This window comes from Aeromicrobium sp. (genome assembly GCF_049586495.1).
Lineage (GTDB): Bacteria > Actinomycetota > Actinomycetes > Propionibacteriales > Nocardioidaceae > Aeromicrobium.
Map to the genome: position 1 here is coordinate 1 of NZ_JBAVCB010000137.1, position 12,729 is coordinate 12,729.

Annotated in this window: 12 protein-coding genes and 1 pseudogene; all 13 read left to right on the forward strand. The window is 63.9% G+C overall.

Annotation, left to right across the window (positions count from 1 at the left end):
* Positions 1 to 366 (forward strand): 50S ribosomal protein L7/L12 (gene rplL / locus WB508_RS07190; RefSeq protein WP_423844203.1); only part of this gene is annotated, 366 nt, incomplete at its 5' end.
* 287 nt (positions 367 to 653) lie between these two features.
* Complete coding sequence (locus WB508_RS07195; protein WP_423844204.1) at positions 654 to 1,601, forward strand: ABC transporter ATP-binding protein; 948 nt, start codon at positions 654 to 656, stop codon at positions 1,599 to 1,601.
* 28 nt (positions 1,602 to 1,629) lie between these two features.
* Complete coding sequence (locus WB508_RS07200) at positions 1,630 to 2,406, forward strand: MlaE family ABC transporter permease (RefSeq protein WP_423844205.1); 777 nt, start codon at positions 1,630 to 1,632, stop codon at positions 2,404 to 2,406.
* Between the two features lie 3 nt (positions 2,407 to 2,409).
* The gene (locus WB508_RS07205) at positions 2,410 to 3,243 is read left to right on the forward strand and encodes an MlaE family ABC transporter permease (protein ID WP_423844206.1); all 834 of its coding nucleotides are present in this window, start codon (positions 2,410 to 2,412) and stop codon (positions 3,241 to 3,243) included.
* A 2-nt stretch (positions 3,244 to 3,245) separates the two neighbouring features.
* Positions 3,246 to 4,685, forward strand: a complete 1,440-nt coding sequence (locus WB508_RS07210; RefSeq protein WP_423844207.1) for an MCE family protein — start codon at positions 3,246 to 3,248, stop codon at positions 4,683 to 4,685.
* On the forward strand, positions 4,682 to 5,764 hold the full coding sequence (locus WB508_RS07215) for an MCE family protein (RefSeq protein ID WP_423844208.1): 1,083 nt from the start codon (positions 4,682 to 4,684) through the stop codon (positions 5,762 to 5,764). The genes WB508_RS07210 and WB508_RS07215 overlap by 4 nt, the downstream gene beginning before the upstream one ends.
* A complete protein-coding gene (locus WB508_RS07220; protein WP_423844209.1) occupies positions 5,761 to 6,750 on the forward strand; it encodes an MCE family protein in 990 nt (329 codons plus the stop codon). The genes WB508_RS07215 and WB508_RS07220 overlap by 4 nt, the downstream gene beginning before the upstream one ends.
* Positions 6,751 to 6,752: 2 nt before the next feature.
* Positions 6,753 to 7,967, forward strand: coding sequence for an MCE family protein (locus WB508_RS07225; protein ID WP_423844210.1), 1,215 nt, complete (start codon positions 6,753 to 6,755; stop codon positions 7,965 to 7,967).
* A gap of 19 nt (positions 7,968 to 7,986) precedes the next feature.
* Complete coding sequence (locus tag WB508_RS07230) at positions 7,987 to 9,351, forward strand: MCE family protein (RefSeq protein ID WP_423844211.1); 1,365 nt, start codon at positions 7,987 to 7,989, stop codon at positions 9,349 to 9,351.
* Positions 9,348 to 10,574 (forward strand): MCE family protein, encoded by a 1,227-nt coding sequence (locus WB508_RS07235; RefSeq protein ID WP_423844212.1) that lies wholly within the window; start codon positions 9,348 to 9,350, stop codon positions 10,572 to 10,574. Before WB508_RS07230 ends, WB508_RS07235 begins: the two co-directional genes overlap by 4 nt.
* Positions 10,571 to 11,170 carry a hypothetical protein gene (locus WB508_RS07240; protein ID WP_423844213.1) on the forward strand — a complete coding sequence of 200 codons (600 nt, stop codon included), beginning with the start codon at positions 10,571 to 10,573 and terminating at the stop codon, positions 11,168 to 11,170. The genes WB508_RS07235 and WB508_RS07240 overlap by 4 nt, the downstream gene beginning before the upstream one ends.
* Positions 11,170 to 12,006 carry a hypothetical protein gene (locus WB508_RS07245; protein WP_423844214.1) on the forward strand — a complete coding sequence of 279 codons (837 nt, stop codon included), beginning with the start codon at positions 11,170 to 11,172 and terminating at the stop codon, positions 12,004 to 12,006. Before WB508_RS07240 ends, WB508_RS07245 begins: the two co-directional genes overlap by 1 nt.
* A gap of 260 nt (positions 12,007 to 12,266) precedes the next feature.
* Positions 12,267 to 12,729, forward strand: a pseudogene (locus WB508_RS07250) (DNA-directed RNA polymerase subunit beta); the annotation flags it as partial.

The following is a 12,729-nucleotide window of genomic DNA, read 5'->3' on the forward strand; positions in this document are numbered from 1 at the left end:
CTGCTGGACGCATTCAAGGAAATGACCCTCATCGAGCTCTCGGAGTTCGTGAAGGAGTTCGAGGACACGTTCGACGTGACCGCTGCTGCCCCCGTGGCCGCCGCCGCCGCGCCTGCTGCCGGTGGCGCTGCTGCCGGCGAGGCTGCTGCCGAGCAGGATGAGTTCGATGTCATCCTCGAGGCCGCTGGCGACAAGAAGATCCAGGTCATCAAGGAGGTTCGCACCCTGACCGGCCTCGGCCTGAAGGAGGCAAAGGACCTCGTCGAGGGCGCTCCGAAGCCTGTCGTCGAGAAGGCGAACAAGGAAGCGGCCGACAAGGCGAAGGAGGCCCTCGAGGCCGCCGGCGCCAGCGTCACCATCAAGTGACTCGTCCTTGACGATTGACATGGCTTGTCGCTGACAAGCTGTTGCGAAGGTGCCCATCCCCATCGGGGGTGGGCACCTTCAGCATTTTGTCTGCATCGGGTCCGCAAGTGAGGTACGTTACATCGGACCTGTCAGGGTTACCTGCCAGTCACCCCGGTGGCTGTCCGCCGTAACCTCGGCAGGTCCGGTTCGTTGAATGTCTGTGCCTCCGATCACACCGGAGGCAGCCAAATACTTGTTGATTTGCCGACAGCCGGCAAACCGCGGGACAGCAGGAGGGGCCCACCGTGGGTGTTGAAGTCGTCGTCGAAGGATTGACCAAGAAGTTCGGCAGCGCGCTGATCTGGCAAGACGTTTCGTTGACGCTTCCCGCCGGTGAGATCTCCGTCATGCTCGGCCCGTCCGGTACCGGCAAGTCGGTGTTCCTCAAGACGCTCATTGGTCTGCTCAAGCCCAATGAGGGCCACGTCTTCATCGAGGGTGTCGACATCGCGAACTGCTCCGAGAAGGAGCTGTACGAGGTCCGCAAGCTGTTCGGCGTGCTGTTCCAGGACGGCGCCATGTTCGGCTCGATGGACCTGTACGACAACGTGGCCTTCCCGTTGCGCGAGCACACCAAGAAGTCCGAGTCCGACATCCGCACCATCGTCATGGACAAGATGGAGCTCGTCGGGCTGTCTGGCGCAGAGAACAAGCTGCCCGGCGAGATCTCCGGCGGCATGCGCAAGCGAGCCGGCCTGGCCCGAGCCCTGGTCCTCGACCCAGAGATCCTGCTGATCGACGAGCCGGACTCCGGCCTCGATCCGGTACGCACGTCGTACATCAACCAGTTGTTCATCGACCTCAACGCGCAGATCGACGCGACGTTCCTGATCGTGACGCACGACGTCAACACCGCACGCACCGTGCCCGACAACATCGGGCTGCTCTACCACCGGCACCTGGCGATGTTTGGTCCTCGCGAGATGCTGCTGACGTCCAAGGAGCCGGTCGTGGCGCAGTTCCTGAATGCGCAGATGGTCGGCCCCATCGGCATGTCGGAGGAGAAGGACGCGGACGAGCTCGCCAGCGAGAAGGGCATCGCGATGCCCCCGCTGCCACCGATTTCTCTGCAGATCGAACCGTCGGACGGTCGGCCACGTCGCGGCCAGCGCGAAGCCGGAGTCTGGTGCCGCGAGAACGGCGTCGTGCCACCGGAAGGTTCCTTCGAGCGCGAGAACGCGGTTGTCGCGTGACACAATGTGCACATGCGGTGGGTGAGTCATGAGCGCTGAGACCATCGCCAAGCCGGCGCGCGTCGCCGGCAATCTGTTCGCCTTCATGCTCGACGTGGTCGTCGCGATGTTCCGGCGACCCTTCCAGATCAAAGAGTTCTTGACCCAGGCCTGGTTCATCGTCAAGGTCACGATCATTCCGACGGCGTTCGTCTCGATTCCGTTCGGCGCCGTCATCGCCTTGCAGGTCGGCGGGCTCATCAAGCAGTTCGGTGCGCAGTCCTTCACCGGCTCCGCCGCCGTCCTCGCCGTGGTGCGCGAGGCAGGCCCCATCGCCACGGCACTGTTGATCGCCGGTGCCGCCGGCTCGGCCATCGCGGCCGACTTCGGTGCCCGCCGCATCCGTGAAGAGCTCGACGCCATGATGGTGCTCGGCATCGACCCGATCCAGCGCCTCGTCGTGCCGCGCGTGCTGGCCACCATGCTGGTCGCGGTCTTCCTCAACGGACTGGTCACCGTCGTCGGCGTCTCCGGCGGCTATGTGTTCAACGTCGTGCTGCAGGACGGCACACCAGGTGCGTATCTGGCGTCGTTCACGGCGCTCGCTCAGTTGCCCGACATCTATCAAGGCATGATCAAGGCGTTGATCTTCGGATTCATCGCCGCCATCGTCGCCTCCTACAAGGGCATGAATGCCAAGGGTGGGCCCAAGGGCGTCGGGGACGCCGTGAACGAGGCCGTCGTCATCACCTTCACGTTGCTGTTCATCGTCAACTTCTTCATCTCGGCCATGTACCTGCAACTCGTCCCACCGAAGGGGATGTGACCCATGGCTGACACCAGACTTGCGTCCGCAGCCCAGGCGCCATTGGGCGCGCTCGACAACCTCGGGCGCCAGATGTTGTTCTACGTCCGAGTGTTCGCTTCTGTCCCTCGCACCATCAAGCACTACGGACGCGAGATCGTCCGTCTGCTGGCCGAGGTCGCCCTCGGCTCCGGCTCGCTGGCCGTCATCGGCGGCACCGTCGGCGTCATCGCTGCCATGTGCTTTTTCACCGGCACCGAGGTCGGCATCCAGGGCTACGCAGCGCTCGACCAGCTGGGCACGTCGGCCCTCACTGGATTCGTCTCGGCCTACTTCAACACCCGCGAGATCGCCCCGATCGTCGCTGGCATCGCGCTGGCGGCCACGGTCGGCTGCGGGTTCACCGCCCAGCTGGGTGCCATGCGCATCAGCGAGGAAGTGGACGCGCTCGAGGTCATGGCCATCCCGTCACTGCCCTTCCTGGTCACCACTCGCGTGATCGCCGGCCTCGTCGCCGTGGTGCCGCTGTACATCGTGGGACTGTTGTCGTCGTACTTCGCCACCCGACTCACCATCACCCGGATCAACGGGCAGAGTCCAGGTACCTACGACCACTACTTCACGACCTTCCTTCCCCCCGTCGACGTCCTGTGGTCCTTCGCCAAGGTGCTGATCTTCGCGGTCGTCGTGATCCTCATCCACTGCTACTACGGCTACTACGCCAGCGGCGGACCCGCGGGTGTCGGCGTGGCCGTGGGCCTGGCCGTGCGCACCTCGATCGTGGCCATCAACGTGGTCGACCTGCTCGCCTCCATGGCGATCTGGGGCACCAACGTGACCGTCAGATTGGCGGGTTGACCATGCCTCGTACTCCTGTGCTCGAACGCACCACGTCGATCCGCGCCCTCGGGGCTGGATTCATCGCGCTCCTGCTGTTCTTCGTCTGGCTCACCTTCGCCTTCTTCAACAAGCAGTTCGTGTCGTCAGAGCCCATCACGATCAGCACCAGCCGGGCTGGGGTGAATCTTCCGCAGAACGCCGACGTCAAGCTGCTCGGCGTCATCGTCGGAGAGGTGCGCACCATCGAGCCCGACGGGGATGGCGTCAAGATGACGCTGGCGATGAAGCCGGAGCTGCTCGGCGACGTCCCGGCTGGCGTCACAGCAAAGATCGTTCCCAAGACGCTGTTCGGTGAAAAATACATCTCGTTGATCCCGCCGGAGAACCTGACCGGTGAGTCGTTGAAAGCCGGCACCACCATCAGCCGCGCCGAGGTGCCGATCGAGGTCGAGAAGCTGCTCAACGACCTCTACCCGCTGCTGACCGCGGTGGACCCGGTCAACCTCTCCTACACGTTGAATGCCGTCGCCGACGCGCTCGACGGACGGGGAGAACAGCTGGGAGACACGCTGGTCACCACCAACAGCTATCTGAAGAAGGCCAATCCGGACGTCCCGCAGCTGGTCGACGATCTGGTCAAGTTCGGCGTCGTCTCGGACAACTACGCGGCCGCCATGCCCGACCTAGGGCGTCTGCTGCGCAACTCAGTCACGACCGGCAACACGTTGGTGGCCAAGCGCGCCCAGCTGGCCGCGTTCTTCGACGAGAGCACAGCGCTGTCGAACACCCTGACCAAGTTCACCGAGGCCAATGGCGACAACCTCGTCGAGCTGGCCGCCGACAGCCGCCCCGTGCTGCAGGTGTTGGCCGATCACTCGCCGACATTCCCGTGCTTCCTGGCCGGCATGCGCCAGATCATCCCGCGCCTGGACAGTGCTTTCCGCGACGGAATGCTGCACATCAACGCGCGATTCATCCCCGTCCCCACCGAGTACGAGAAGAACGAGAACGTGGTGGTCAGTCGCAAGGCGATCAACGGCGCATCGACGGGCGCACCGGCCAAGAACGGCATGGACATCAACGAGAAGAACGCCGCAGTTCCCAGTTGTCTGGATCTCAACGAGATCGTCCCTGCCGAGAAGAGGGAGCCGGGGTCCAACAAGTTCTCCTCGCAGAAGAACCCGTTCTGGCTCCCGGCTCCGGTCTACGAGCTGGTCAACGTGCGGTCGAGCCACAACAAGTTCCCCCCCGACACCGGATCCAACCGCGTCGCCCCCGGGCAGTCGAGCATGCAGTCGATGGTGCAGCCGAGCATGACCGGACTTGACAGCCCCTACCAGCGGGCCGCGCTGAACACGCTGATTGGAGCACGTGCGGGAATGTCTGCCGACCAGGTGCCGGATGTCGCCTCCTTGATCATTGGTCCCCTGCTGCGCGGATCGGTGGTGAGCGTCGAATGAGGCGTTTCCTCGACGCAGAGTCCTTCGCGGCCCTGCTGAAGTTGTCGGGCTTCCTCGCTGTCACCGGCGGCTGCACCTTCTTGCTGATGCTGATCCTGGGCAATGGCTCCTTCGCCGATCGCAATGAGTACAAGGCAGTCTTCACCGACGTCACGGGTGTCGCCAAGGGTGATGACGTGCGCGTTGCCGGTGTGGCCGTCGGCTCGATCTCGCGAGTGGAGATCGTCAATCGAGACAAGGCCATGATCACCTTCAGTGTCGACGCCGACACCCCGTTGACGCAGAACACCAACGTGACGATCAAGTTCCGCAACCTGGTCGGTCAGCGCTACCTCGCCCTCACCCAGGGATCCGAGGGCGCGACAACTGTGCTCAAGCCCGGCGCCACGATCGGCGAGGAGAACACCCAGGAGGCACTCGACCTCAACGTGCTCCTCAACGGATTCAAACCGGTCTTCCAGGCGCTGGCGCCCGACGACCTGAACAAGTTCGCCTTCGAGATCGTGCAGACACTGCAGGGAGAAGCTGGCAACGTCGAGAACTTGCTGGCCACCACCTCCTCGCTGACCAACACGCTGGCCGGACGCGACCAGTTGATCGGCGACGTCATCACCAACCTCTCCACGGTGCTGGAAACCATCGGGAACCGCGACGACGAGCTCACCGAGACGATCGAGACGTTGCAGCAGTTCGTCACCGGGCTCAAGACCGATCGGAACGCCATCCTCGACTCGATCGACTCCATCTCTGATCTGAGCAACGAGACCGCTGACTTGCTGGTGCAGGGTCGACCGGCGCTCAGTGAGGACATCAAACAGCTCAACGCCTTCGCTGGCGGCCTCAGCAAGAAGAAGAACCTCAAGCAGATCTCCGATTCCATCCAGGTGTTCCCCAAGAAGATGCAGAAATTCGGCAACGGAGCGTCCAGTGGCTCGGAGTTCAACTTCTACCTGTGCGCGCTCAAGGCCAACATCGAGCTGACCGAGGCCGAAGCGCTCGATCTCGGAATCCCTCGCACGGTCCGGCTTGGTGGCCCCAACGGCTTCGCCGTCAACGGCGGAAGGTGCACCCCGCGATGATTCCTTTCCGCGAACGCAACACGGCCGTCATCGGTGTGATTGGCCTGTCCGTCATCGGCGCGCTCATGCTGGCGTCGTTCCGCGCCGACCGGCTGCCGATCATCGGCAGCGGTGACGTGTACCAGGCTGAGTTCGGCGAGATCGGCGGTCTGAAGGACGGGAACGAAGTCCGAGTCGCCGGTGTCTCGATCGGCAACGTCAACGGCATCGAGCTCAAGGGCGACAAGGTGCTGGTGTCCTTCAAGCTCGACAAGGGCAGCGAGCTGGGCGATCAGACCACTGCCGACATCCGGGTCCGCACCCTGCTGGGTGCCGAGTTCCTGGCACTGCAGCCGGCTGGACCCAACACCCTCAAGAAGGGTTCGACGATTCCGCTGTCACGCACCGATGCTCCGTACAACGTGGTCGAGGCCTTCGAGCAGCTCAGTGAGGTCGCCGGAGCCATCGACACCGATCAGCTGGCCAGCGCCCTCGAGACACTCGCGGACATCGCAGCGGCGACACCGGAGGAGTTCCAGGGAGCGATCAAGGGTGTGTCGAACCTGTCAAGCAACCTCGCTGCGCGCGACGAGCAGATCAACACACTGCTGAAGAGCCTGCAGAAGGTCAGCGCGGCCATCAACTCCAAGGACAGTGAGCTGGTGACGCTCTTCCGCGACTCCGACGTGCTGTTCCGCGCACTCGCCGATCGTCGTGAGTCCATCCACCAGCTGCTCGTGTCGACACAGAACATCTCGCGCGAGCTGCGGGCGCTGGTCAAGGACACGAAGGCCGATCTCAACCCGGCGCTGACTCGCCTGGCCAAGGTCACCGATGTGCTCGTCCGCAACAAGGAGAGCCTGGACGAAGCGCTGCGTCAGTTCGGTGACTTCACCACCGTCTTCTCCAACGCGCTCGGCACCGGCCCGTGGTTCGACACCTATCTCGGAGGGGTGCCCGAGCTCTTGAGCCCCACTGACCTCGCCGGCACACCGGGAGGTGGCTGATCATGAGCATGTCTGATCGCTTCGCAGGACTGTCCAAGATCCTGGCCGCTGCCGTGGCTCTGCTTCTCGTCGGTGCGCTGTTGCTCGCCCTCGGCAACCGCGACGGCAAGCGCTACCTGACCGTTGACTTTCCGCAGACTAATTCGCTCTACAAGGGATCGGACGTCAAGATTCTCGGCGTCGCGGTCGGACGCATCGAAAAGATCACCCCCCGCGGCGACGTGGTGCGGGTCAAGGTGTCCTACGAAGGCGACGTCCGGCTTCCGCAGGATGTCAAGGCCGTCGTGGTGTCGCCATCGATCGTCGGTGACCGCTTCATCCAGCTGGCTCCGGCCTACGGCGGGGGTGAGGCGTTGAAGGACAATGCGTTCCTGCCGGTGAGCCGTACCGCGGTCCCCGTCGAGCTCGACACGATCTACAAGTCCCTCGACGACCTGGCGGTCGCTCTCGGTCCCGAGGGTGCCAACAAGGACGGCGCACTCAGCCGTCTGCTGAAGGACACCGCAGGACAGATCGACGGCCAGGGCGCCCAGCTCAACCAGACGATTCGCAACTACGGAAAGTTCAGCCAGACGTTGTCGAACAACAAGGAAGAGCTGTTCGGGAGCCTGCGCGAGGTCCGCGACTTCGTCCAGCTGCTCAACCGCAACGACTCGACCGTTCGGGCTTTCAACGACAGCACAGCGCGTGTCTCGACTGTTCTGGAAGCCGAACGCCTCGATCTCGAAGCCACTTTGCGTGAGCTGAGTCTCGCGCTCGTGGACATCAACACGCTGGTCAAGGACAACCGGGGCATCCTGCGCAAAAATGTCAAGAACTTGCGCGTCTTCAGCCAGACCCTGGCCAACCGCACCGAGGAGATCGAGAAGTTCACGGTTTCCGCCCCCACGGCCCTGGTCAACGTGTCGCTGGCGTACAACCCGCGGGAAGGCACGCTGGACACGCGCAACAACCTCAGCGAGATTGAAAGCGAGGTTCAGGAGGATCCGTCGATCCTGCTGTGCAACCTTGCTGGCGCGACTCCTGACAGCGACCTGTGCTCGCTGTTCTCCGATCTGATCGGTCGACTTCCGGCACCTCCCAGTGGCGGAGGCGAACCGCCCGCGCCGCCGGAGCTGGCAGCGCCGGAGGGTCTACCCGGACTGGGACGTGCGGCCGCGGTCTCGTCGACGAACCAGCCCCACCAGACCATTGCCCAGATGCTGGCGGTGAACTGACATGACATGGAACCGACGCATGGCGACCACCGCAACGGCACTGGCTGCCGCCGTGGGCCTCAGCGGCTGCGGCTTCACCCCGTATGACCTTCCACTGCCCGGTGGTGCCGACACCGGATCAGATCCGTACGCGGTGACGGTCGAGTTCAACGATGTGCTGGACCTCGTGCCGCAAAGTGGCGTGCGCGTCAACGACCTCGCGGTCGGCAAGGTCACCGACATCCAGCTTGACGGCTGGAAGGCCGTCGTGACGCTGGAGATCAATAGCGATGCGAAGCTCCCTGACAACGCCGTGGCGACCATTCGCCAGACCAGCCTGCTCGGTGAGAAGTTCGTGTCCCTCGCGGCGCCCACCACCGGCGCTACCGGCCGACTCGGCGACGGCGACAAGATCCCGCTGGCCCGCTCGGGTCGCAACCCCGAGCTCGAGGAAGTCTTCAGCGCGCAGTCCCTGCTGTTCAACGGAGGTGGCCTGGAGCGGACGAACACCATCGTCAAGGAGCTGGGCCGGGCGCTGGACGGCAACGAGCCCGAGATCAAGGAATTCTTGAAGACCACCGATGAATTCCTCGGTCAGCTCGATGACAACAAGGAATCGCTGCTCACGTCGTTGGAGCAGGTCAATCGTCTGGCCATTGCCACCGACAAGCAGAAGGGCGCGATCACTGGTGCCCTGGATGAGCTGCCAGATGGCCTGCGAGTCATCAACGGTCAGCGCGACGACCTGGTCAAGCTGTTGCAGGCGCTGGACCGCTTGGGCGACGTCGCCACCGACGTCATCCGCGAGTCCAAGGCCGACACCGTGGCCAACTTCAAGCTGCTGGTACCCACCTTGCGGAACCTGGCCATCTCGGTCGACGACTTCGCCTATGACTTCAAGGCGCTGCTGAGCTATCCGTTCGCTGACGGCACCGTCGGCGGGTTCCCCAAGGCTCTCGGCACGTGTTCCAACCCCTCCAAGGCGTCAGACGATGGCTTCTGCGTCGGCGACTATTCCAATCTCTCCATTCGTCTGGACGTGGACTCAAACCAGATCCAGGGTCTGTTGCAGCTCCTCGGCGCGGACCTCTCGGCGCTCGACGCCCTCCCCCTGGGAGGACCGGCAGCCGCGGGCGCTGACAAGTCTCCTGCGGGGGCCGGCGTCGCCGAGCTGCAGAAGGCCATCGAGGGTCTGACGCTGCCAGGTCTGGGTGGGGCAGCCAAGCCCCCCGCCAGCGCGCCATCGTCAGGTGACGCGACCAGCCCGGGAGAATCCAGCTCTGGCAGCGGGTCCGGCGGCATGCTGTGCGGGTTGTTCGGATCATGCCGCACCGCTCCCACATCGTTCGACGGCGGATCGGCCGACCTGGCCGCCGTCCTCCTCCAGCCGGCGGTGTCACCGTGACCACAAGACTCACACGCATCCAGCTGGTCGTCTTCGCGATCATCACCGTGATCGGTGGCGCCTTCGTCGGTGGGCGTTACGCCCAGATCGATCGATTGTTCATCGACCGGACCTACCCGGTCAGCGCCCAGTTCAGCGATTCGGGCGGCATCTTCGCCGGCGCCCAGGTGACCTATCGAGGCATCGAGGTCGGGCGGGTCGGCAAGCTGACCTTCAAGAACAACGGGGTGGAGGCTCGCCTCGACATCGAGAACAGCGCTCCGGACATTCCCGGCGACGTCCTGGTCGTGGTGGCCAACAAGTCCGCCATCGGCGAGCAGTTCGTCGACCTGCAGCCGCGCAGCAACAAGCCGCCCTTCCTGAAGGCCGGTACCCGGGTCACGTTGGAGAACACTCGCATCCCCATCGACACCACCACGTTGCTGATCGACCTGGACCGACTGGTCTCGTCGATCGACCTCGAGAGCATGCGAACGGTCGTCTCGGAATTCGGTCAGGCCTTCGAGGGGACCGGGGAAGATCTCTCGACGATCTTGGACTCGTCCAACGAGTTCATCAACGCCGCAGATGACAACATCGACGTCACGCGCGCGCTGATTCAAGATTCCCGCAAGGTTCTGCAGACCCAGCTCGACAAGCAGGGCGAGATCAGCACCTTCTCGCGCAACCTGGCTCTGGTGTCACAGTCGTTCGTCAACGCCGATCCTGATCTGCGACGTCTGTTCGACCAAGGAACGGTCGGTGCGAAGAATTTCAACCTGCTGGTCAAGGAGAACACCAAGGACCTCACCGTCCTGATCAACAACTTCGTCACGGCCGGAAAGCCGTTGTCCGAAAACGTGCTGGGACTGAAGGCCACGTTCATCCTCTACCCGTATCTGGTCGAGGGTTCATACAGCGTGCTGGAGCCGAGCGAGACTGAGCCGGGCGAATTCGACGCAGCCTTCGGGCTGGTGGAATCGCAGGAAGCGGCCAAGCCGTGCACCTATCAGGACGGAGTCGACGGCCGCCAGGCCAAGGAGGCCTCCGGATACCGTGATCGCCGAGATGGATCGGACACGAGCGACCTCTACTTCCCGACGCCTCAGGGCATCGATTGTAAGGTTCCCAACAACGACATCGATCGCCAGTCGTCCAAGACAGAATTCCTGAACCGGACGGCGCCCGCCGACTCCGGAAAGGACGCTTTGTCGTGGCTTCTGCTCGACCCGGTCACCCGGTGACCAACGCTCCTAGCCGCCGTACCGTCCCGCCAATCGCCTGGACCCTGGGCGTGCTCGGGCTCGTCCTCGCGATCGCGGGAGGCGTGCTGTTTGCGCTCCCGGCAAGGGGCGGCGCCCAGACCGACAGCGCGGACTCCAAGAAGGTCGTCGCGCGGGTCACCGACTTCGCCGTCGCCTACAACACCTACGACGTCGCGGACCCCAAGGAGTACCAGGACCGACTGTCCGGGTTGTTGACCACCGAGTATCAGGCCGAGGTCGTCAAGATCACCGACGCCCTCTTCACCGCGATCAAGGACAAGAAGCAGAAGAGCGGTAGCGCCCAGGTTCTCGCCGTGGCGATCGACAGCATGGATGACGACTCGGCGGTGGTTCTGGCGGTCGTCGATGCCAAGGTGACCAACACCGACAACGATGCTGCTGTCCTTCGACAGTTCCGGTGGTCGATCGACGTGAAGAAGGTCAAGGGGGAGTGGCGGGTCTCCAAGTTCGAGTCCGTCGCTGCGCAACCTGCCGATGCCGGTCAGGACGACGGCGCGACACCAGACCCCGAATCGCCCACCCCCGCCACCCCTTCTGCTGAGGTCACGCCCTGATGAGCGACCGAACCCCGCCACCCCCTCGGCGCCGCATCGCGGGGGAGACGCCGACTCCCGCCCCGGCCAAGAAGGCTCCGCCGGCCAAGAAGAAGTCGCCGACCACCAAAATCGCCCCGAAGGTCGAGACCCCAGCTGCCAAGAAGTCGGCGGCTGCGAAGAAAACCCCAACCGCCAAGAAGAAGACGCCCGCGGCCACCCAGGCCCCGGCCGCGAAGAAGGCCCCGGCGGCGAAGAAGGCTCCGGCGGCGAAGAAGGCTCCGGCGACGAAGAAGGCCCCGGCGACCCCAACGCCGGTCGTGGCCGTGGCTCGCCCGGCTTCCCGAGCATCATCTGGCTCGACCGTGTCCCGGTTCCACGTGTGGGTGATCGGCGTGGCCGCACTGGCACTGATCGGTGGTGCCGTCGTCGGCGTGCTGGGATTCCGTAGCTGGAACGGTGCGTCACTCGTCGACGCCCAGGATCAAGCGGCCTCTGCGGCGCGCACTGCGAGCGAGACGATCTTCTCGTTCAGCTTTGACACGTTGAAGGACCACACCACCGACTCCAAGGCGCTGATGACGCCGGGGTATGCCAAGCAGTTCGATGCCGTGTCCCCGGCGCTGACCGACATCGCACCACAGCGCGAGATCACGGTCACCTCGGTCACCCGCAGCGCCGCCGCCCTTCCGTGCGGTGACGAGTGCTCGACCAACAAGGTCTCCGTGCTGGTCTTCCTCGACCAGGACCGTCGCCTCGCGGACGATGACGCTGCAACGGTCTTCGGCAATCGCATCGTGGTCGAGATGGTCAAGATCGACGGTGACTGGAAGGTCGACGACATCCGAGCTCTGTGAGCCGGCGGTCCGATCGGCCTGCAACCGCAGGCAAAGCCAAAAACCTTCCCTTACCCAAGGTCATTTGTCAAGACCCGGCCTTGCTTCGGTGTGGCTCGCGGGTTACACTGAACTTTCGCGTTCGTCTTGTCATGCCCTCCTCCCCTTGACCGGGGTCGTTTGGCGTGCGCACAGCGCGATGCATGATTCACAGCCGCACAGTGCCAGTAGTACACCGCAGTCTTACGCCACCAGACTGCGAGCCCTTGGAAGGACTCCTCTTGGCCGCCTCGCGTTCCACCGCTTCTGTTCAGCCCCGCCGTATCTCCTTCGCCAAGATTGCAGAGCCTCTCGAAGTCCCAGAGCTCCTTGCTCTGCAGACCGACAGCTTTGCTTGGCTGATTGGCGATGACTCCTGGAAGGCCCGGGTCGAGCAGTCGCTCGCCGAGGGTCGCACCGATGTCTCCACCCGCTCCGGGCTCGAGGACATCTTCGAGGAGATCTCCCCGATCGAGGACTTCTCCGAGACGATGAGCCTGTCGTTCAGGGATCACCGCTTCGAGCCGCCGAAGTACACCGTCGAGGACTGCAAGGACCGCGACGTCACGTACGCCGCGCCGCTGTTCGTCACGGCCGAGTTCATGAACAACGAGACCGGCGAGATCAAGAGCCAGACCGTGTTCATGGGCGACTTCCCGCTGATGACCGACAAGGGCACCTTCATCATCAACGGCACCGAGCGTG

What these genes read in the sequence shown, in the direction of transcription:
- WB508_RS07200 (WP_423844205.1), top strand. Translation starts at nt 1,630, where the DNA reads ATGAGCGCTGAGACCATCGCCAAGCCGGCGCGCGTCGCCGGCAATCTG.
- WB508_RS07245 (WP_423844214.1), top strand. Translation starts at nt 11,170, where the DNA reads ATGAGCGACCGAACCCCGCCACCCCCTCGGCGCCGCATCGCGGGGGAG.
- WB508_RS07220 (WP_423844209.1), top strand. Translation starts at nt 5,761, where the DNA reads ATGATTCCTTTCCGCGAACGCAACACGGCCGTCATCGGTGTGATTGGC.
- WB508_RS07225 (WP_423844210.1), top strand. Translation starts at nt 6,753, where the DNA reads ATGAGCATGTCTGATCGCTTCGCAGGACTGTCCAAGATCCTGGCCGCT.
- WB508_RS07230 (WP_423844211.1), top strand. Translation starts at nt 7,987, where the DNA reads ATGGCGACCACCGCAACGGCACTGGCTGCCGCCGTGGGCCTCAGCGGC.
- WB508_RS07205 (WP_423844206.1), top strand. Translation starts at nt 2,410, where the DNA reads ATGGCTGACACCAGACTTGCGTCCGCAGCCCAGGCGCCATTGGGCGCG.
- WB508_RS07210 (WP_423844207.1), top strand. Translation starts at nt 3,246, where the DNA reads ATGCCTCGTACTCCTGTGCTCGAACGCACCACGTCGATCCGCGCCCTC.
- WB508_RS07215 (WP_423844208.1), top strand. Translation starts at nt 4,682, where the DNA reads ATGAGGCGTTTCCTCGACGCAGAGTCCTTCGCGGCCCTGCTGAAGTTG.